The 22,143-nt window shown below is 48.6% G+C and carries 16 protein-coding genes; 11 read left to right on the top strand and 5 right to left on the bottom strand.

Annotation, left to right across the window (positions count from 1 at the left end; all coding sequences use genetic code 11):
- Positions 1-9 precede the first annotated feature (9 nt).
- The gene (locus tag IC229_RS24595; protein WP_190889896.1) at positions 10-1,527 is read right to left on the bottom strand and encodes a TPM domain-containing protein; all 1,518 of its coding nucleotides are present in this window, start codon (positions 1,525-1,527) and stop codon (positions 10-12) included.
- A 198-nt stretch (positions 1,528-1,725) separates the two neighbouring features.
- Here IC229_RS24595 and IC229_RS24590 point away from each other — a divergent pair, with 198 nt between their 5' ends.
- The 3 genes from IC229_RS24590 (at position 1,726) to IC229_RS24580 (ending at position 3,859) form a co-directional block, all read left to right on the top strand.
- On the top strand, positions 1,726-2,136 hold the full coding sequence (locus tag IC229_RS24590) for a lipocalin-like domain-containing protein (RefSeq protein WP_190889895.1): 411 nt from the start codon (positions 1,726-1,728) through the stop codon (positions 2,134-2,136).
- A gap of 60 nt (positions 2,137-2,196) precedes the next feature.
- A complete protein-coding gene (locus IC229_RS24585) occupies positions 2,197-3,195 on the top strand; it encodes an AAA family ATPase (RefSeq protein WP_190889894.1) in 999 nt (332 codons plus the stop codon).
- 355 nt (positions 3,196-3,550) lie between these two features.
- Positions 3,551-3,859 carry an isoamylase early set domain-containing protein gene (locus tag IC229_RS24580; protein WP_190889893.1) on the top strand — a complete coding sequence of 103 codons (309 nt, stop codon included), beginning with the start codon at positions 3,551-3,553 and terminating at the stop codon, positions 3,857-3,859.
- A gap of 167 nt (positions 3,860-4,026) precedes the next feature.
- On the opposite strand, the gene IC229_RS24575 is transcribed toward IC229_RS24580, so the two are convergent.
- From IC229_RS24575 to IC229_RS24560, 4 genes are all read right to left on the bottom strand, one after another.
- Positions 4,027-4,962 carry a hydroxypyruvate isomerase family protein gene (locus IC229_RS24575; protein ID WP_190889891.1) on the bottom strand — a complete coding sequence of 312 codons (936 nt, stop codon included), beginning with the start codon at positions 4,960-4,962 and terminating at the stop codon, positions 4,027-4,029.
- 121 nt (positions 4,963-5,083) lie between these two features.
- Complete coding sequence (locus IC229_RS24570) at positions 5,084-8,185, bottom strand: PVC-type heme-binding CxxCH protein (RefSeq protein ID WP_190889889.1); 3,102 nt, start codon at positions 8,183-8,185, stop codon at positions 5,084-5,086.
- Positions 8,186-8,292: 107 nt separating this feature from the next.
- Positions 8,293-8,439 (bottom strand): hypothetical protein, encoded by a 147-nt coding sequence (locus tag IC229_RS24565; protein ID WP_190889888.1) that lies wholly within the window; start codon positions 8,437-8,439, stop codon positions 8,293-8,295.
- The gene (locus IC229_RS24560) at positions 8,426-9,922 is read right to left on the bottom strand and encodes a sulfatase (RefSeq protein ID WP_190889886.1); all 1,497 of its coding nucleotides are present in this window, start codon (positions 9,920-9,922) and stop codon (positions 8,426-8,428) included. Before IC229_RS24560 ends, IC229_RS24565 begins: the two co-directional genes overlap by 14 nt.
- Before the next feature lie 137 nt (positions 9,923-10,059).
- Between IC229_RS24560 and IC229_RS24555 the strand changes: the two genes are divergently transcribed.
- The 8 genes from IC229_RS24555 to IC229_RS24520 all read left to right on the top strand — a co-directional run bounded on the left by IC229_RS24555 (position 10,060) and on the right by IC229_RS24520 (position 22,142).
- Positions 10,060-10,749: a FadR/GntR family transcriptional regulator gene (locus IC229_RS24555; RefSeq protein WP_190889884.1), complete on the top strand. Its 690-nt coding sequence runs from the start codon at positions 10,060-10,062 to the stop codon at positions 10,747-10,749.
- Positions 10,750-10,847: 98 nt separating this feature from the next.
- Positions 10,848-11,975, top strand: coding sequence for a mandelate racemase/muconate lactonizing enzyme family protein (locus IC229_RS24550; protein WP_190889883.1), 1,128 nt, complete (start codon positions 10,848-10,850; stop codon positions 11,973-11,975).
- A 23-nt stretch (positions 11,976-11,998) separates the two neighbouring features.
- Positions 11,999-12,955: a dihydrodipicolinate synthase family protein gene (locus IC229_RS24545; RefSeq protein WP_190889881.1), complete on the top strand. Its 957-nt coding sequence runs from the start codon at positions 11,999-12,001 to the stop codon at positions 12,953-12,955.
- A 260-nt stretch (positions 12,956-13,215) separates the two neighbouring features.
- Positions 13,216-16,491 (top strand): SusC/RagA family TonB-linked outer membrane protein, encoded by a 3,276-nt coding sequence (locus tag IC229_RS24540; protein WP_223834176.1) that lies wholly within the window; start codon positions 13,216-13,218, stop codon positions 16,489-16,491.
- Between the two features lie 19 nt (positions 16,492-16,510).
- Entirely contained in the window at positions 16,511-17,953 is a 1,443-nt protein-coding gene (locus IC229_RS24535; protein WP_190889879.1) for a RagB/SusD family nutrient uptake outer membrane protein, read from the top strand.
- Between the two features lie 119 nt (positions 17,954-18,072).
- A complete protein-coding gene (locus tag IC229_RS24530) occupies positions 18,073-19,746 on the top strand; it encodes a sialidase family protein (RefSeq protein WP_190889872.1) in 1,674 nt (557 codons plus the stop codon).
- Positions 19,747-19,945: 199 nt separating this feature from the next.
- On the top strand, positions 19,946-21,178 hold the full coding sequence (locus IC229_RS24525; RefSeq protein ID WP_190889870.1) for a sialidase family protein: 1,233 nt from the start codon (positions 19,946-19,948) through the stop codon (positions 21,176-21,178).
- A 13-nt stretch (positions 21,179-21,191) separates the two neighbouring features.
- Positions 21,192-22,142 carry a dihydrodipicolinate synthase family protein gene (locus IC229_RS24520; protein WP_190889868.1) on the top strand — a complete coding sequence of 317 codons (951 nt, stop codon included), beginning with the start codon at positions 21,192-21,194 and terminating at the stop codon, positions 22,140-22,142.
- Position 22,143 lies beyond the last annotated feature (1 nt).

The raw sequence follows: 22,143 nt of genomic DNA, 5'->3' as shown, positions 1-22,143 counted from the left end.
ACGTACTGGCTACCAGCTACTTCCCGAACCGCCTCCGCCTGAACTACCCCCGCCCCAACTGCTGGAAGAACCACCTGAATAACTACTCGATGAACTGTAACTACTGCCCGACGAGCTGGACGATGACGAGGAAGCTGAACTTACTGTCAGTCGGGCGATGACATGAGCGGTTTCTTCGTGATGACCGCAGGCCTCGCAGACGTATTTTTTAATGCTACGTCCTTCTCGTTCGAGGGTAGATTTCGTCACTACGCTGGTATCGGTCAGGTGCAACGCTCTGGAGTAGCATTTACGGCACCGGGTATACGTTTTATCCTTCAGATTTTCGTAGCCAATCGCCTGCGTTACGTTATGAGCCTGATTATGCCAAACATCGTAATCTACGGTTTTTAGTCGCTGCTCCACTTGCTGATATTCAGTCAGGAAAGGATTTTCTTCAGGCTCAGCCACTTTCGTAAGGTCATAACCCTCAGCCGAACGTCTTGGCCGATTTCGGAGTCTATCCAGCCATTGTTTATCTTCTCGTCGAATCAGCCAGAACGGCAGCGGGAAAAGCATGGCCTTGAACCAGCCGGTTGACATGGCCAGCTTCCACCGGTCGTATTGCTGCTGATCGGTCATTTTGCCAAAAAGTTCGTTAAACTTGATCAGTCGGCGCAGGCGGGCCTCCCACAGAACCAGGCACATATAGCCATACAGACACAGCAGCATTTGCCAACCGGGCATCATACCTCTGTCCCGAAGCTGGATGAATACTGCACCCAATAGCATTGGCATTATCAACGTGAGAAAAATTCCCCACACATCTCTTTTCCAGCGGGATTTAGAAATAGCCTGCTCAATAGCCGTTGTGGTTGCGTCGGAGCTTCTGAACCAAAGGGTAAATAGTTTTACAAGGCATAAAAAGACACCGAAGTAAATACAGAGTACCATCACGCCCCCACCACTCAGCCCTGTATATGGAGCCGGCATGTATTTTGAATCATCATAAATCTCACGCTGAGCTTCGGGCATCGTCAGGATACGTATTACTTCCGCGACACCCGCCACCATGGCTCTGTCGAAATCACCCACTTTGAACAACGGAATCATGTTCTGGGTCTGAATACGTTTGCAGATTGCATCCGGCAGAACGCCTTCCAGACCATAACCGGTTTCCATTTCGATTCGGTGCTGATCGTTCACCAGCAAAATCAGCAAGCCGTTGTTTTTCTCCTTATATCCAAGCCCCCATTTCCGGAACAACGTAGTGGCAAAATCTTTGGGCACAGCTTCACCAATAGAATTCACGCAAACCACGGCCACCTGCGCCGTTGTCGAATCTTCCAGTGCACCCAGCATCGAATCAATCTGACTAACGGCTACTGTCGACAGAATGTCATCGGGATTACTAACGTAGTGACTGCTACGTTGCTCTTTAGGATTTGGGACTGTTTCGGGGGTGTAGCCCTGCGCGAGGCAGTACAGCGGTAAACAGGCAGCCACCAACAGGCAGAGGACAAAGAATTGGCGGAGTTTCTGGTTCATGGTCAGGAAATAATCTGGTGAACGGCTAATGCATGGTAAAAATGCTGCATTAATTACCCGCAGTTCTTGCAGATTGACAGATGGATGCATTTGGGCAGGAATCGGCGGGGGCAGGTTAATATTTGGTGCAGGTTGTAGACAGCCCGGCTACAACGCTTTAGCTGTTTTTCGGGTCTGCTTTGATAAATCTCTCTATTCATGAAAAACGTTATTCTTTTCTTCACTGTATTGATTGGATTGAGTTGCTCGAAACCAGAGAATGCCGACCCGGCGAATAAGCTCGTAGGTACCTGGCAACTTATCAATTATTGCCAGCCAACTACCAGCGCAGCCTGTGCGCAGGTCAGCGTTCCAACTGATAAAGGCGTATTTATTACGTTCACTAACGATGGCACTTTCAACGAATATTATCAAAATACAAAACCCATTGAATACGGATTTTTAGGTTGCGGAAGTGGGGATTACACCCTGGAAGGTGATGGTGTACGAATCCGGGCCTTATGCATGTCCTCTACACAAGGACGACTCATGAAAATCGTTTCTGTGGATACAAAACAGTTAGTGCTAAATCCTTTTGATACAGGCGAGTACGTATTTGTGAAGAAGTAAGTCAGACGTAGCATCGGTGTGATACGTAGCACGACTTATTTTTGTGAAAAACGTTACTGAATGAGCCAAAGAACGGGTTTGGTTTTCGGCAAGTTTATGCCGGTTCATAAGGGGCATCTGGCGCTGATTGATTTTGCCCGGAAACAATGCGATCACCTGATTGTGTCGATGACCGTTACGCCCGATGATGTGATTCCCGCAGCTATCCGGCTTGGCTGGCTCACGGAACTACTTGCCACCTATCCAACAATTGAGGTTGTTACAGCATCCGACGATTTTCACGACCCGACGCTTCCTCTCTGGGAAGCCACCAAACTCTGGGCAGCCTTTATCAAACGACGTTTCCCAGCAGTGAGCGTCTTTTTCGCATCGGAGGAGTACGCTATTCCACTGGCGCATCATTCTGGTTTACACTACGTTTCGTTCGACCCACTCCGGCAGCAGGTTCCCGTTTCTGCTACGTTGATCCGGCAGCAACCCGCGCAGTATTGGGAATTTATACCCGACGTAGTACGGCCATTTTTTGTCAAAAAAGTCTGTTTGTATGGCCCTGAAAGCGTAGGAAAAACAACCCTGGCTCAGCAATTAGCTACTGAATACAAAACAGCGTTTGTACCGGAAATGGCGCGTAGCTTCATTACGTCTAATACGTTCACCATAGACGAAATTATCCAGATTGGACAAGCGCAGACGGAAGCCGTGCAAGCCGCCGAACGTATCGCGAACCGGCTTCTCTTTTGCGATACTGATCTGATTACCACTCAGATTTATTCCTCAATTTATTTTGATCAAATACCGCCCGAACTAACTGCGCTGGAACGTAGCGTTCAGTATGATACGTATATTTTGCTGGACATCGACGTACCGTGGGTATCTGATAATCTTCGCGATCAGGGACACCGGCGAGAAGAAATGCTGAATCGTTTCCGCCTGGAACTCGATAAACGGCATCTAACGTATCATTTTATTTCCGGCTCGTATTCTGAACGAATGATAGAGAGTCAGAAAGTTGTTGGTGCCTTGTTGCGTCAACCGATATTACACGACAAAATAAGGTAAAGCAGACGAGTACTTTTACCGATTATCTATTGATAAAATGATACGCGGGCAAATAGCGTATTATTTTATCAATAGTCCGTAACTGAGCTGCTCATTTGCTAGCAACTAGCGGCACAATTTTCCTGAATAGTTACCTAATCGTTTAAGCAGGCAAATGACAATACAATTACGACAACGTATGCCTAAAAGCATAGTAAAGATAGTTTCAAAATAGGACGTTTCTCAGAAGTGAAATTATAAATCAAAATACATTAATTAGAATATTTTAAAGAATATTCAGCGTTAATATACTGATAATTATGATATTACTTATTTTGTATTATAACTTTGCATTGAAACCAAAAAGTGAACTTATATGGCAGTTGCCAAACAATTCCTCAAAAGCAAGCCTCTTGCAAAAGTAACGTTTGAATTGCCGGCTGAAGCCGTCAACGGTGCTAAAACGGTCTCCCTGGCCGGTGAATTCAATGGTTGGGACATCAGTACCCAAATTCTGAAAAAGCAAAAAGACGGTTCGTACAAAACAACCGTTGAACTGCCGGTAGGTGGAGAGTATCAGTTCCGTTACGTCCTGGACGGTATAACATGGGAAAACGACTGGTCTGCTGATAAATACGTAGCCAGTGGTGTATCGAGCGAAGAGAACTCTGTAGTAGTTCTTTAAGAAAGAAATTTACGTCAAGCAAAACGGGTAATCAGATCAGTCGATTAGACTTCTGAATACCCGTTTTCGTTTTTCTTTGTCATGCTGAGGCACGAAGCATCTTAACGCATCCAAATGAGCTAGTCAGGAATCATTAAGATGCTTCGTGCTTCAGCATGACAAAAAATTTAAACAGTAAAACTGTCTGATTCGACGTAGGCTTTAATTAACGCCACTTCACCATCTTTACCCGGCTGCGAATTGCCATGCTCCATTCCAAAAATAAACTCTTTGTTTTCGGCTTTCTGCTTCTGGTAAATGTGCTTGAACACGTTTTTGTAATTGATTTCACCTGTGGTCGGTTCTTTACGTCCCGGATTATCACCAATCTGAAAATAACCGATTTCGCTCCAGCACCAGTTGATATGCGGAATGATGTGTCCTTCATTTTTCTGCATATGGTAAATATCGAACAGGATTTTGCAGGCAGGGCTATTCACGGCGCGACAGATTTCGTAGGTCTGATCGGAGGTGCGCAGGAACAGATTGGGCGTATCGCTGAGGGGTTCCAGCACCATCGTCAAGCCTGCCGGAGCCAGAATATCGGCTCCCCGACGTAGCGCGTCGATCACATGGCCCGTCTGAATACCAATCGGCAGACTCCGATCAAAATCCCCGGGTACCACCGTCGTGAACTTAGTGTTAACACGTTTGGCGGTTTCGACAGCTTTCCGGCAACCATTCAGGAAAATTTCGATGAATTCGGGCTTTCCGGCTGCTAGTGTATTCTGACTGTTTCCGCCCTTATCGAGCACGAAAACGCCCAGTGTCATACCGAGCCGGGCCATTTCTTTGGCGATTTTTTCCTGCGTAGCCACATCACGCCCCATCATTCCATTGTCCTCCAGAGCTGTAAAACCATTATCGGCCATGAATTTGAGCTGGTCGATGAGGTCTTTACCTGCACTATTCTCGAACATGCCGAAGTGTGGGGCATATTTCAATTTAAACGTGTTTTTGGCTAGAGAAGTAGGTTGCGAATGCCAGTTACCGGTTATAGATTCACCCGTGACGGCGGCCCCAGCCAGCCCAAATGTCGATTTTACAAAGTTGCGTCGTTGCATGATGGTTGTCTGAACCGGGATTTAACGGATTTGAGGATTTACACGATTTTGTTTTTCGCTTCTTTGAAGCGCTTTATCAATAAACAAAATCGTGTAAATCCTCAAATCCGTTAAATCCCGGTTATTTTTTCTTTAAACTTGCTAAATACTCTACTAAATCTACTAATTCCTGAGTGTTCATGGCTTCCTGCAAACCGGAAGGCATCATCGACGAATCAATCTGTTTCATGGAGACGACATCCGCCATTTTATAGTTCTGCACTGTTCCACCTGGGAATTTCATTTGAAGGTCGGTTTCGGTTTTGCTCGATACGATACCCGTCATCGAACTGCCATCCTTAAATTTCACTTCCCAGCCTTCAAAACCGAAGCTGATTCCCGCATCAGGATGTATAATGGCAAGGTATTGGCCTTCTTTTGGCAGTTTAGAGCCAATTTCCGATAGTTTCGGTCCGAAATCCATACCTTCTCCGTTTACCTGATGGCAGATGGAGCAATTATTCTTGAACACGATGACTCCTTTGGCCGCGTCGCCCTTCATAGTTAGCAGTTCGGTCATGGGAGGCAGTTTCTTGCCTTCCGCGCTTTGGCTTCCATCCAGATAACTAGCCGCCTGCTGACGAACGTTTCGACGCCAATCGTTGCTTACACCCTGCGCGGCTGCTTTTTTATAATCGCCTTTAATATCGCCGGATTTCAATAGAGCCAAAACCATATCAGCTCCTTCAATACTACCTCCTAATGACCGGGTTGCTTCCCGACGTAGCGGTGCCGCCCGTTTTTCATCGAGAGCTACCGTTTTCAAAATGTCGATGGATTCCTTGTTGCCTACCCGACGTAGTGCGATAAGCATATTCGTAGCAGCTTCGGCGTCGCTCCCATTGATAACCTCCAAAACCAGCGGTCTACCCTGCTGCTTCAGCAATTGACGGGCAGCATCTCGTCCCATAGCTTCCATAGCTTTCTGAATAGCCAGTTGTTTCAGGCGTTCACTTTCTGAGGCAAGTTCGTAACGTGTTGCCAGTTCGATGTATTCAGGCTTCCCGTATACATCGGTCATGAGTTTCGCCAGTGCTTCCGAGGCAACAGGCGAAGTTTTCACGAAAGTCGGGTCGAGGTGACGTAGCGCCAGTTTTGTTACGTCCGTAGAGCTACTGTTTGCTTTCAGAATTTCCAGTAGAGCCGTCGATTTTTCGGTGGCACCGGGGTTGAAGTCGAACGCCCGGAAATAACGAAGCCGTTGATTCAGTGCTACGTTGGCATCACCAGCCAGTTTCGCCAGCGCCGGTACCGATTCTTTTGTTCGGGCGCGCCAAACGATATCTCGCCCAGCGGCATTAGCCAACGGGTCTATTTGTTTGGCCCAGACAACGTAGTAACTGTCCCAATTACCTTCTGCCCCAATGCCAAGCGCTTCCAGATACCAGCGATCCTGCCCATCATATTTACTGGCAAGTTGCGCCCAAAGTGCTGGAGCATCGGGAGACGTACTCTTACGTAGCGCAATGGCACACTCCCGACGTACCTGAGGATCAGGATCATTGACAAGCTGTTTTACATAGGGAATTACATCGGCTTTACGTTCGCGGGCGGTACGTAGCGCCGTGATACGTAGGTCAGGATTGTCGCTTTTCAGCGCCGTTTCGATGTGTTTTTTACCATTGTCTAACTGGCTTAAAAGCCACAAGGCGCGGGCTTTCATCCGGGGATTGTCTGAAGATTTATACAGTTTCGCCAACGCTTTTTCGGCCTTGTTACCCATCTCGTGGAGTTTTTGCCAGCCCGCGTACCGGAATGCCATACTCGGACTTTGTAACGCTTCGATAGCGCCTTCGGTAGTCGATACGTCCAGTTTGGGGATTGTATAAGGCGTATTGGGAGGAGCTACCCGATAAATACGGCCACGTTTCTGATCGCCCGCCTGGTGCCCACCCACGCCGGGATCGTACCAATCAGCAATAATTAGCGAACCATCGGGCGCTATACACACATCGGCAGGCCGGAACCACTGGTCGCGGGCACCTTCGAGTACATTCACAATTTCGGCTTTGTAACCCGCACCGTTTTTCTGTACTGGATACGAACGCACTACGTTCGGACCAGCGTCGCAGTGAATAACCTGATTGCGAAAGACTTCGGGCAGAAGTTTTCCTTCATATACAATGATTCCCGTTGGCGAACCAGCTCCTGTCTGAAGCAGATTGGGCACTACGCCGGGGTCGTTCAGATGCCAGTGGCGGAAAGGAATTTCGGTTTCAATATTATCGCGGTTGGCCTGCCAACCTGCCCCCGTCATCTCGTCAGTGTAGCCGTAGTTACCATATTCCATGACGTAGTTAATCCGTACACTCTTGTTGCCATCGTCGTCATTATCCGATTGCCAGAGCGTACCGTAGGAATCGACCGCCACTTCGTAGTTATTACGGAAATTCTGGGCCAGTAGCTCTACGTTCTTCCCGTCAGGGTCGCAGCGAAACACCATGCCCTGTTTGAAATTCTGCTTATTGATGGTTTTTCCACTGGCGATATCGGTAATGGCGTTGCCATTTTTATCGAGCAATTGTTCGCCCGAATTTCCGAAGTTGAAATACCATTTTCCGTCGGGGCCGAACACAAACGTGTGCATTCCGTGGTCGTGTTGCTCACCGCCGATACCTGTAAACAGCAACTCCTTTTTGTCAGCCTTATCGTCACCATTTTCATCGGTAAATACCCAGACGTTCGGGCTGTCGGAAACGATTACTTTGTTACCCTGCACCCAAATCCCCAGTGGTGATTCGATTTCGGGGCCCTGATAAAACACTTTGGTTTCGTCGGCCTTGCCATCGCCGTTGGTATCTTCCAGAATGACGATACGATCACCCTCTTTTTTTGTCGGATTGCCGTTGACGGCTGGACGATAATTATAGGCTTCGCAAACCCAAACACGACCACGGGCGTCTACATCGATGTTGGTCGGATTGGTTAGCATTGGCTCGGCGGCATAAAGAGTCGCTTCGAGGCCAGGTGCAATATTCAGGCTACCAACCGCGTATTTGGGGTCATGTTTATCGTCGTCGCCTAGTTTTGCGAACAGGCTTGTCAGGTACGACTGCGAAGCTTTGTTGAGGTTTCGGTTCTGGTAAGCTCCGACAAAAAGCCCACCAACTACCAGACCAGTAGCCGAAACAAGAACGGTCTGTCGGGAGAGAAAAGACCGTTTTTTAGGTAAAAAAGGGCGCATGAGTTTAAGCGTTCAGGTAAACAATCCAGCTTATTAACTACACAAGAGTTATATGTTACAAAACGCGGAACCTGGTAATTTATACCTATCCGTCCGGGATTTTCGGTTTAATACGTTTCTGTGTTGATGTTCTGCCAGAAAAGCATCTGATAAATGGAGAATGCTACGTAGTGAAGCGATACGTAGTGTAGGTTTATTTTAAAATCCATTACCCGTAACCTTACTCTCAGACGTAGTACGTTAACGGGAAGCACGTTGTAAAGGAGCCGGTTTTGCCGGGATTTCGTTATGTAACGCCTGAGACATGTCTTTCAAGATATTCCTATAAGCTGATTGACCACTTAGGTTGGTACGTTCAATCGGTTCATGTTCGAGGTCGTATAACTCACTTGCTGCTACGTTACCATCCTGATACCGTCGCCATTCAGTGTAGCGAAAACGCTGATTACGGATGGAATACCCGATCAATTCTGGATTCTTTTTATATGTCCAGGGTCGTGGAAACTGGCTAATCGCACTGGATCGATGCGTTAGACCTGGGTTATCGACCAGCTTTTTGAACGACTTACCCTGTATCTGTTTTGGCGTAGGGATCTGGCACAAATCTGTCAGCGTCGGAAATAGATCGATCAATTCAACCAACGCTTTTGTATGCTTACCTCTGGCCTTCTGCGCGGGTGCCGAAACAATAAGTGGTACGCGCACATCAAGTTCGTAATTCGATGTTTTCGTCCAGAGCCCCTGTTCGCCCAGATGAAAGCCGTGATCACTAACCAGAACTACAATCGTATTGCTGGCTAATCCTAATTGCCTGATTTTCTGCAAAACAAGCCCTACCTGCGCATCGACGTAGCTGGTGCTGGCGTAATAGCCGTGCCGAAGCTGCTGTTTCATTGCATCCGACAAATCATCTTTAGGCGGTACGTCCGTGTATCCGCGAAGCTCCGACGATTCATGACCTGCGTAAACTGGCGCTCCCATCGGCAGTTGTTCATTGCTTCGAATAGCGAATTGCTCAGGTTTATGAAATTTCCAGTGGCGTTCGGGCGCTGAAAACGGCAAATGAGGACGACGAAACCCAACGGCCAGAAAAAACGGTTGCGTCCGTAATTTCTCAAGCGCACGTACTGCTGCCAGCGCCACTCGCCCATCCACATACGCCGAATCCGGTACCTCAGCGCGCTCGGTAGGAGCTGCTTTCCAGAAACCTTTACCGCCGTTACGTATATTTTCAGGGAGGACGTATTTGCCGCCAGCGTCATCGGTAATATGCAGTTGTTCGGGCACCGACCATGACTGAGCGTCCTGATGATCAGCGGGATCATGAAAGATTTTGCCGATACACTGTGTTACGTATCCTTGTTGCTTAAAATACTGTGGCAGCGTCACTACGTTCGCCAAATGGGTTCGAATGGGTGTATTGAGGTCCCAAACACGTAGCGAATCAGGGCGTAATCCGGTCAGCATGGACGCTCGCGACGGCGCACAAACAGCCTGCTGACAGTAAGCCCGATCAAATACTACGCCCGTGCGAGCCAGTTTGTCAATATTCGGCGTGTGAGCGAGCGAATCCCCGTAGCAACCCAGATCAGTGCGTAAATCGTCGACAACAATGAATAGTACGTTTGGTTCATTACGTTTTTGCTCTGACGTAGCTGATTTTGATGGAACGTATTGCAGCCCTAAACCGACAGTACTGACAATTCCCAGTAATATCCAACAAACGATTGCTTTCATTTGCACAGGTTAATGCCGATCGTAACGCCTTCTTTATTAATTTGAAATTTGTATAAATGTACTACTTATTAGCCAATTCACTACTTTAGCATTTCGATGAATGGGTATACATATCGTTCATCGAAATAATATATATAATGGAAGCGACACCTAAAATAGAACCGATCATTTCGACCACTATGGCCGATCAGGTGGAGGAGCGATTACGTGAATACATTACTCACAAAGCCTTCAGGCCAGGTGACGCTATTCCGAAAGAAGTGGAACTGGCTGAAGCACTGGGCGTTAGTCGAAACGTAGTACGAGAAGCTTTGAGCCGACTGCGGATGCTGGGTATGATTGACACTAAAAAACGTCGGGGTATGATACTGACACAACCCGATATTCTGAGCGGGCTGGAACGGATGATGCATCCCCACATTTTAGGTACCGATACGCGTAAACAGATTTTTGAATTTCGGCTGGTACTGGAAGTTGGTCAGGCCGCCTTGCTATTTGTCCGAAAAACCGACGAGGGTATCCAAAAACTGGAAGCGATTGTCAAGCAGGAATCTCAGGTGCTGACGATTCAGGAAAAAGTTGACTGTGAAATCGCTTTCCACTCGGCTTTATACGAAATGGCTGGCAATGAGACTATTAAGCGGTTTCAGGCCATGCTCATGCCGGTTTTCGAATATGTAGTAGAATACGAAACCGACCACGACTTCCATACTGTTGGCTCAGTTACTCACCGGGATTTGGTCAATATTCTGAAGAACGGAACTCCTGAAGAGTTTACTAGTGGCATGCTCAAACATCTCGAGCCACATCTGCTACGTTTAGCCTGAAATTTCATTATCCAACAAAAAAATAGCAGATAAATTAGGAGATATCATTCGTGTGATTTTTATTCGCATCGATATGTACTACATAAGTGCAATTTCAGATGCTTATCACTGAGATTACAACTCGCCTGATTCGCGTAGGCGCTGAAGCGTGGTTTCATCCGCGCCCGATACCGTCCGGCCACGTATCGTATTGGGACTTTCCACTCACTACGTTGCATACCGATGAGGGCGTAGAAGGCTACACGATGGATTATGGTCCGTTAGGTCAGGGGCGCGCATCGGCTTATGCGGTTCAGGATGTATATTATCATGATCTGGTGGGAAAAGATCCGCTCAATCACGAAGCAATCTGGCAGTCGTTTCGGCAAAAACAGCGGCATTTATACAATTTCCGGGAAGCCATTTGGGGCAATCTGGACGTAGCGTTATGGGATATAAAAGGTAAAGTGGCAGATATATCGATTGCGAAATTGCTTGGCCAATACCGCGAAAAGGTACCCACCTACGCCACCTGTCCACCGCAAACAATAACGACGCTCGAAGAGGTTGAACAGGAAGTTACCCAAAAAGTGAAACAGGGATTTCGGGGAATAAAACTGCAACTCTCAGGCGGTTCAGCACTGGATATTCCCCGATTACGGAAAGCCCGTGAATTAGTTGGCCCCGACTTTCCGCTGATGCTGGATTCATCGGCAGTACTGACGTTTGATGATGCTTTGGTGATTGGTTATGAGTTGGATGAACTCCGTTATGAATGGTTTGAGGAACCATTTCCAGACGCTCATATCGGTCAGTTGAAAAAACTGTCAGACACCATTCGAACGCCAGTTTTAGCTGCCGAAACCGTCGGATTATTTGAGCTATCAAACTACATGACCAATGGGGCAATTGACCTCATCCGGGGCGATGTGCATCATAAAAGTGGGGTAACGGGCATCATGAAAGCCCTGGGAATGTGCGAAATGATGGGTTATGGCCTGGAAATTCACACGGCAGGAGCCCCCTTGCTGGACGTAGCAAATCTGCACGTCGGTTGTGCCACACGATTGTCACGTTTTCTGGAAAGTCACCATCCTATGTTCCGTTTTGGATTGAAAAACGATCCGCTGGAAATTCGGGAAGATGGTTGTCAGTATTGCCCAACAGGTCCAGGTCTTGGTGTTGAACTGGACTGGGATTGGCTCGATAATCACACCGTTGAGATAATCCGGGGCTGCACGTATTAAGTCAAGTCAAAACAACGTAGCACATGAGCGCACGTAATAAACCATCAACGTATCACTCGCTTGAGGCAACCGATATTCGGGGCAACTGGGCTACGTTGATGCTCCCGATTTGTGAAGATGATTCGATTGATTTTGAGGAGTTAGCGAATGAAATCGATACGTTGATTGCCTTCGGCGTCGATGGCATCTACTCGAACGGAACGGCGGGCGAATTTTATAACCAGACCGAAGTCGAATTTGATCAGATTCATGAATTATTAGCGCAGAAATGCCATGCTGCTGGAATGCCGTTTCAAATTGGCGTCAGTCACATGAGTCCGATTTTGTCGTTAGAGCGGTTAAAACGGTCGCTACGTTGGGAGCCGGGTGCCGTGCAGGTAATTTTGCCCGACTGGTTTCCGCCGACTGAATCTGAAATCATTTCATTCCTGCGTCGAATGGCAGACGTATCAACTGACGTTCGGCTAGTGCTTTATAATCCTCCGCACGCCAAAGTTCGCTTAACGCCTACTCAATTCAGTCAATTGAAAGACGCTATTCCTCAATTAGTTGGTGTAAAAGTACCGGGTGGTGATTCAGCATGGTACGTTCAGATGCGGAAATACATGCAGGGCCTATCAGTGTTCGTGCCGGGCCATTTTCTGGCAACGGGTATTCAGGAAGGTGCCCACGGCGCTTACTCGAACGTAGCATGTCTGCACCCGAAACTGGCGCAGGATTGGTACAATCTGATGCTGAGTGATTTAGACCAGGCGCTAGAATGGGAACAGGGAATTCAGCGGTGGATGCGCGAGTATATTGCTCCTTATATTACTGAAAAAGGCTATCCAAATCCGGCTTGTGACAAGTTTATGTCGGTAGTAGGAGGTTGGTCGAAAGTCGGTTGCCGGATGCGCTGGCCGTATCGTTCGATTCCGGAAACCGATGCGCAGCCGGTACGTACTGCCGCTCGACTATTGATTCCGGCATTTACCCAGTAAAAAGTTCAATGCTGGAAGCCACATTATCTTGGCCGTTTAAATGTTATTATTTCCCTAAGTAATACAAAAAAGTAAGCGAAAGACTTTGATTTTTTCAAAAATAGCTAGAACATTGTGTAATTATGTCCTACTTATTTACATAACAACAAGATAAACATCTCTATTCCCATTTAACCCCATTTGTTATGGTAAAGTGTTCTATAATTCATATTTGTAGCTGGATAATTGGGCTAACTATGTGGTTTAGCGCCTTTAATAGTTTGGCACAAACCCGATTGCAGGTTCAAGGGCAGGTTACGGGCGGAGGAAACGAAGGTCTGCCCGGCGTAAGTGTGGTGGTGAAAGGCACTACAACGGGTACCGTCACCGACATAAACGGGGCATATACGCTTACCGTACCCAATCCCAATGCTACGTTGGTCATCTCCTTTATTGGCTACGTAACGCAGGAAATTCCGCTTAACGGACGTAGTCAGCTTAACGTAGCGCTTCAGGAAGATGTTAAGGCGCTCAACGAAGTTATCGTTGTGGGTTACGCCGAACAATCAAGAGCGAAAACGAGTGCATCGGTTTCGAAACTCGATAATAAGGAGTTGCAGAACATTCCGTCAGTTAGCCCGGTACAGGCATTGCAGGGTAAAATGGCCGGTGTTTCGGTACCGGTGTTGTCTGGTCAGCCGGGGGCAGCGGCCAACATTGTGATACGTGGTGGTACTACGTTGAATCCATACGGAACCAGTACCGGTACGGGTGGCGGTGATCTGATTGGCGCTATTCAATCCAGTAATCCGTTGGTTATTATCGATGGCGTTTTCCGGAATTTCAACGACGTTAATTCCGACGATATCGAATCCTTACAAGTCCTGAAAGATGCGGCTTCTACGGCGGCTTACGGAGCGCGGGGCGCGAATGGCGTTATTATCATCAAAACCAAATCTGGCAAGAACAACGCTGGGCGTGGCAACGTAACATTCCGGTATCAGCATGGTGTTGAAACACAGGCTCGTAATTATCAATATTTGGGTGGTCGCGATTACCTGACGCTGGCTCGAAAAACCTGGGCGCGTGGACTGGACGTATTTGATATCAACACCAAACTTTACTCGGCCGGCAACTCAGCGACTACGCCAACGTATACGCAGAAAGGTCAATACGGCGCGGCTTATTATACGACAGCTTACCTCGCCAACCTGGTTTCGGTAGAAGGCCAGCCTTACGTCGACAATCTGCTGGCGAACGGCTGGGAAACCATTGATGATCCGCTCAATCTAGGCAAGACAATTATTTTCAAAGACAATCATTATCAGGATGTTGTCTGGCAAACGGCGCATACCAACAATTACAACGTAGCGGTCGATGGTGGAAACGAACGTAGCAATTACAACGTATCACTCGGTTACGTCGATCAGGGTGGGGTGTTTCTGGGAACGGGCTACAAACGCTTTAGTGCGCTGGCGAATGCGGGTTTCAAAGTAAGTGATCGATTCAAACTCGACGCCAATTTATCGTATCTCTGGAATGACAACAAATACGTCGATAACACGCTGAATCAGTTGGTACGTGGGGTACGTATTACGCCCCTTAACCGGATTTACGCCGAAGACGGCAAACCGTATCTGGGCGAGAGCGTAACGGTTCGGAACCGTTTGCACGAACTGTATTATCAGGATTTGAATGCCAATAACGAACAAACGACGTTCCGGCTGGCGGGCGATCTGGAAATTGCGAAAGGACTGCATTTCCGGCCTTCTGCGTCGATCTACATCAATAATTTTCAGTACATTTTCTTCGAGCGATTTTTCCCCGGCCAGCAGGTCCAGCGGCAAAAAGCAGAGCAGTCGAATCAGACCCGGCAGATTATGACCGACCAGATTCTGCAATACGATCACACGTTTGGCACGAAACATAATCTGACAGCATTAGCTGGTTTTAACTATACCCGAATTTCTTCATTTAGTTTAGTGGTCGGCGGCCAACGTTCTACCAACGATTACAACACAACCATCTCGGGCGATCCGCAGACGACTTCCGTGAATGGCGTTCAGCAACCGAATTTCACCGTTAATTCTATCCTGAATGTCAGCAAAACGGCCAGTTTCTTCGGGCAGGTGAACTACGATTATGATGGTAAGTATTTATTCGGCGCATCGTTACGTTACGACGGATTCTCCAGTTTCGCTCCGAATAACCAATACGCGCTGTTTCCGTCGGTTTCGGCTGGCTGGAATATCCATCGGGAATCGTTCTGGCAGGTTCCGTTTATAAATCAGTTCAAAATTCGAAGTAGTTATGGTCAGACTGGTTTATCGAACCTAAGTTATACTGATACGTATGGCGGTTACGGAGCACGTCCATACGGCGGGAACGGCGGTATTCTTCGTACTACGTTGGCAAATCCGAATCTGCTCTGGGAAACCACCGAAACCGTCGACGCTGGTATCGACCTGAGTTTGTTCAACCGAATTACGTTGACGATTGATGTCTATAATAAACTGACAAAGAACCGTTTGGATAATTTGCAGTTGCCGACCGAATCTGGCTTTACGAGTATTCCGTACAATGTTGGTCAGCTTCGCAACCGGGGTATCGAAGTAGAGTTAGGTGCTACGGTGCTGAAAGCGGGCGCCTTCACCTGGAACACCAATTTTTCGTTTGCCTTCAACCGTCAAACCGTTGTGAAGCTGCCACCAAACGGACGGGATAAAAACCGTATCAATGGCGGTGCTGTTTATGACCCGGCATTGGGCCGTGATATTGAGGTAGGTGGCTATGCCGAAGGAGAGCGTCCGGGTGGCGTTTGGGCCTGGCAGTCGAACGGGATTTATGCGACTGATGAAGAAGCGAAAGGCGCTCCCAAAGACCTGGTTGTTACGAGCGTAGCGCTGGGTAAAGTTAAACACGGGGGCGACGTAAACTGGGCCGACCTTAACAAGGATGGCCAAATCGACGGAAAAGACCTGGTGTTTCAGGGCTGGCGTGTTCCCGACAAAATTGGCGGTATGCAAAATACCCTCAACTGGAAAGGCGTTACGTTGCGATTTACCGTAGACTATGCGCTGGGCCATATCGTCAGCAACGGGGCGCTGGCTCGCTCGATGGGACAGGCGCGTGCATCGAACGAAGGCGCTCCTAGTCAGGCACTCAACGATGACGTTTGGCAAAATCCCGGCGACGTTGGCAAAAAATACCCTCGTTTCAGCTTCGGGGACGCCGATTTTGGCTACCGGAATCACCTGCGCGGTGCGTCGGCAGTGGGTTACACGCAAGTGGGTCTTGAAGGCTACAGTTCCGACAATTCCATCTACATTTCCAAGGGCGACTGGCTGGCTTTCCGCGAGGTTTCGATTTCGTATCAGGTGCCGAAAGCCATTACCAACCGCATCAAAACAGGATCAGTTCAGTTGAACGCTGGCGTGTATAATCTGGGCTATCTGACGGGCTATACGGGCTTGAACCCAGAGGTTTACAAAGGTTTCGACGAAGGCGGCTACCCACGGCCACGCCAGTTCACCATTGGCGCAACCATCCGTTTCTAACCCTTTTCCGACATCATCCATGAAAAAGATACTCATTACGTTTAGCTGCATTGCCGCCCTGCATTGCTTTTCCTGCAACAGCATTCTGGAGGTCAAACCCGCGTCGCAGATCACGAACCAGGTTTACTGGCAAAACGAAGACGATTTCTCAGCTTATCTCAACGGTATTTACCAACTCTACCGAACCCAGATGAACGATCTGTCCTTCGGCGACGACCGCAGCGACAGCTACGTTCAGGGAAGTTTACCCCGGTTCTCGGCCTATTGGTCGCAGGTCATCAACGCGGGTAATTCCAAAGACTGGACGCCTTATTATTCAGTAATTGGGCATGTCAACCTACTGCTGAAGCAAATGGACGGTTTCAATTTCGCAAACCAGACGGTCAAAAACCGGACACGCGCCGAAGCCCTTTGCCTCCGCGCCAGTATGTATTTCTACATGGCCAAAATCTGGGGTGACGTACCACTCACGCTCGATGCCATTGTTGATGAGAACGTACCACTGCTGGAACGTAAACCTGTTGCCGACGTATTCAAACAGGTATTTACCGATCTCGATGCTGCGATTGCGGCCTTCCCGGAAGCGGGTTACGTTGATAAAAACCGGTTCTCCAAACCAGCCGCGTATGCCACTAAAGCCGATGCCAAAATGTGGACCGCCAAAGTACTCAACGGCGGAGCTGCGGATTTCAACGACGCGTTAACAGCCATTGCCGAAGTCGAAAAATCAGGCGTAAGTCTGCTGCCGTCGTTCCGGAATATTTTCGTTTCGACCAACAAGAAAAACGCGGAAATTATCTTCTCGCTGTATTTCAACCGAAACGAAACGGGTGGGGATATGTACTCCCGAAACGCGTTGCCGCTTATCAATTATTCTGGTACAGCTACCAACGCAGCCGATTTGCCGCTGGTGAAAGAACCCGGTAATGCGCAGGCAGCTTATGCCGTTAGTCCGGCGCTTCTTGCGCTGATCAACAAATTCCCCAACGATACACGCAAGGATGTCAGCTACATCTGGGAATTGCAGGGAACCAAACAGCTCGTTGCCTGGCCGAATAAGTTTCGCGGTACAGTTTACGCCGAAGACCGCATTGCCGACGATGACGTAATTGTCTATCGGCTAGCCGACATACTTCTACTAAAAGCCGAAGCGCTGACAGCCCTTGGCCGGTCGGCGGATGCGCTGGTGGAATTAAACAAAGTCCGCAAACGGGCCGGTGTTGCTGATTTTACGGCTACAGATAAACTCGTGCTGGAAAAGGAAATCTTAGACGAGCGCGGTCGAGAGTTATTTCACGAAAACAAGCGCTGGTGGGATCTGGTACGTTTTCACAAAGGCGGCACCATCAATGTGTACGACGTAGTGCCCAACCTGAAAGGCAAAACCACCCCCTTGTATTGGCCCATCGCGACACGGGTAATGGCACTGAATAGCAAGATCAAACAGACGGAAGGGTATTGATTTGTAGAGACCGGTCCGTCGCTACGGGGGCATGCCCTGTCTCATGACCGGATGGTTTTGGTAAATACAACAATTGCTGACACCCATGAGACAGGGCATGCCCTGTCTCTACAAAAAATATGAATAAAAACAGCCCTGTTTTGTTAACCACTCTGTTTTTAGGCATTCTGCTCTCAGCGGGACGTTTTCCGGCTGAAACAGGTCTAACAGTCAGCGAGAAACAGTTTGTAACGCCTGTATTAACCGGCAAAACGGAAAATCCAATTGTCCGGCTTACGGTTACAGTACCCGAGCAACGTAGTGAAAACGAAACCACTACGTTCACTTTCGATAGCCAGGGAACGACACGCATTGCCGACATTGCCAAAGCCAGACTTTATTATTGCGGAACCGACTCAGTTTTAAATACGGCACTCACTAAAAAAACCGCCGTCCTTTTCGGGGAAACTGCTACCATAAACAGGCAATTTTCTATCAACGGAAAACAAACGCTGAAGCCGGGTGTCAACTATTTCTGGCTTTCCTACGAACTGAAAAAGACGGCTGATCTGATGGGCTACGTTGACGCAACCTGTGAAGCCGTGAACGTAGCATCGGAACGTATCAAGCCGCAACAATCACCGAACGTAGTGAAGCAACGTATCGGTGTGGCGCTACGTCAGCACAACGACGAGAATGTGCATACGTATCGCATTCCGGGGTTAGCCACAACCAACAATGGTACGTTGCTGGCCATTTACGATGCGCGTCGAGGGAGTGCACGCGATTTGCAGGGCGATATTGATATCGGCGTCAGTCGGAGCACGGACGGTGGTACTACGTGGGAGCCAATGCGTATTGCGCTCGATAAAGGTACGTGGGGGAATCTGCCGCAGAAATTCAACGGCGTTTCAGACCCCTGTATTCTGGTCGATAGAAACTCGAAGACTATCTACGTAGCGGGCCTGTGGATGCATGGTGTGCTTGATGATCAGGGGAAATGGATTGAGGGCTTGAATGAAGCCAGCACTAGCTGGAATCATCAGTGGCGGAACAAAGGTTCACAGCCGGGTTTCGATGTCAAACAAACGTCTCAATTTTTACTCACGAAAAGCACCGACGATGGCAAGACCTGGAGCGAACCCGTCAACCTGACCCAAATGTGCAAAAAAGAAGACTGGTGGCTCTGGGCACCCGCGCCCGGTGCAGGCATTACGTTAGCTGACGGTACGTTGGTCTTCCCAACACAGGGCCGCGAACCCGACGGACGACCGTTCTCGAACATTACGTACAGCAAAGACGGCGGCAAAACCTGGGCTACCAGCCCCAAAGCCAGCTCAGAAAGCACAACCGAAAATATGGCCGTTCAGCTTTCTGATGGTTCCGTCATGCTGAACATGCGTGCTAACAAAAACCGGGGAAATCTGTCAGCCAGCAACGGTCGTGTAATTGCCGTAACGAATGATTTGGGCAAAATCTGGCGGGAACACCCAAGCTCGTCCAGCGCATTGCCTGAACCGACTTGTATGGGAAGCATTCACCGACACGATTATACAGTAGGCGGCAAAAACCGTAGTTTGTTGTTATTTGTCAATCCAAACAGCAAAACCGACCGCGACCATATCACCCTGAAAGTAAGCTTCGATAATGGTAAAACCTGGCCGCAACAGCACTGGATCTTACTCGATGAATTGAAAGGACGCGGCTACTCGTGCATCACATCAGTAAATGAAAAAACGGTTGGAATTGTCTACGAAAGCAGTCAGGCCGATCTGGTTTTTCAGAAAATCAAATTGGATGAATTGATTAAGTAGAGACTATTTATTCTTGTCAGACCAAGTAAATAATGAGTGCTTTTGTCATGCTGAGGTACGAATCGGACCGCCGAAGCGGCATCTTAAAGCTTCCTAACTTGAGAGTAATGATACGTTAAGATGCCGCTTCGGCGGTCCGATTCGTACCTCAGCATGACAAAACACTCAGCATGACAAATTACCTAAACCGCAAAACCGTATGAAGTATTTCCTTTCTTTTCTTACCATCGGCACACTTCTCTTAAGCGGTTGTCGTACCGCTAAAAATACGGCTGGACCCAGTCAAGAGCCTGTTTTCGAAATAACCGCCACCGTTTTTGACCCCGGTACTACGTATGCAACTACGCGGATTCCGGCGTTGGTCATGACTGCGAAAGGAACATTACTGGCTTTCTGCGAAGCGCGCGTCAATAACACGGGCGACTGGGCCGACATCGACATTGTGATGCGACGTAGCACTGACGGCGGCAAAACCTGGGAAGATAACGTAGTGATTGCCGCCCGCGAAAACAAACGCCCTACGTCCAACTGCACGCCCATTGTTGACCGCGACGGGAAGACCATCCATGTGCTTTATCAGCGTAATTACAGCAACTGTTTCTACGTCCGATCGACCGACGATGGCAAAACCTGGTCGGCACCAAGTGACATTACCAATGCTTTTGAGCAGTTCCGTCCTGAGTACAATTGGAAAGTGCTGGCTCCTGGCCCCGGTCATGCCATTCAATTGCAAAAAGGTGCGCACGCGGGCCGATTGGTCGTTCCCGTTTGGCTTTGCGAACCAAATCCGAAGATTCCAGGTGGCGATCACCGCCCATCCTGTATCGCTACGGTTTACAGCGATGATCTTGGCAAAACCTGGAAACGGGGCGACATCATCACCAATACAACCGCCGAAATCAAAAACCCCAGTGAACACGTAGCGATTGAAACCACAGATGGCCGCGTAATGCTCAACATACGTACCGAATCAGAGCCGCACCGCCGAATGGTTGCTTATAGCGCCGATGGCGCGACTGGCTGGACCAAACCCGCATTCGACGACGAATTATTTGATCCTGTCTGCATGGCGAGTCTGATTCGGGTGAGCAGTACAGATAAAGGGGGAAAGAGTCGGATTGCGTTCGTCAATCCCGACAGTGAAAACGACCCGGAACCAATGAATAATCGCGGCAACCGCAAACGGCAAAATCTTACCGTCAAACTGAGTTACGACGATGGTCAGAGCTGGCCGGTGAAAAAAGTGATTGACCCCGGCAAAGCGGGCTACTCCGATTTAGCTGTTGGTCCCGATGGTATGATTTACTGCCTATACGAAACGAACGAAGCCGAAAAGCAATCCTGGCGGTACAGAGTTGTGCTGAAACGGTTTAATCTGGCCTGGCTTACTGACCAGAAAGACACAGGTAACGTAGCGACCTTAACGAAATAAACACTCCGAGTTCATGGTAACATTTCAAAAAACCGAAGGGCTGCTGGCGGCCCCATTCACACCATTTCACGAAGACGGTTCGCTCAACCTGTCATTAATCCCTACGCTGGTCGATAAGCTGGTAGCCGATGGACTGAGCGGGGCATTTATTTGCGGTAGCAATGGCGAGGGCCCCAATATGACCACGCAGGAACGCAAGACTGTGGCCGAGACCTTTGTAAAAGCGTCGGCGGGTCGTTTGCCGATTTGGGTTCATGTCGGGCATTCCAGCATCCGCGAATCGCAGGAATTGATGCGCCATGCCTATGCCATTGGTGCTGATGCTGCTTCGTCGGTAGCTGCGTTTTATTTTAAGCCATCGTCGGTGCAGAATCTGGTCGATAGCATGGCCGAAATTGCGTCCGCTGAACCGAGAATGCCGTTTTATTATTACCATATTCCTGTGCTGACCGGTATTGGTCTGGATATGGTTGAGTTTCTCCGATTGAGTGAAACGCAGATCCCAAATCTGCGCGGTATTAAATACACGGCCAATACACTTTGGGAATACCAGACCTGTCTACGTTACCAAAATGGCCGTTACGACGTACTATTCGGCTACGACGAAATGCTGCTGCCCGCGCTGAGTTTGGGAGCACAGGCCGCTATTGGTAGTACGTATAATTTCGCAGCTCCGCTTTATCTGGAAGTTCAGCGGCACTACGTAGCAGGCAATCAGGAAGAAGCCCGAACCTGCATGGCGCATCTGGTCGATATGGTACGTGCTTTTGTAAAATATCCGCCAATTCCGGCCCAGAAAGCAATTATGCATATGCTGGGCTATGACGTGGGGCCATGTCGTCTGCCGTTAACCAAACTTACATCCACTCAGTACGACCAGCTTTATACAGAACTGGATACCATTGGGTTCTGGGAACGGCTTCAGGCGGTATCCGGGAATCAGGCAGTAAATCTCCCAGCCTGAA

Origin of the sequence: Spirosoma profusum (assembly GCF_014699005.1) — a bacterium.
Taxonomy (GTDB): domain Bacteria; phylum Bacteroidota; class Bacteroidia; order Cytophagales; family Spirosomataceae; genus Spirosoma; species Spirosoma profusum.
The sequence above is the reverse complement of the archived record's forward strand: the minus strand, read 5'-3'. Positions and strand labels throughout refer to the sequence as shown.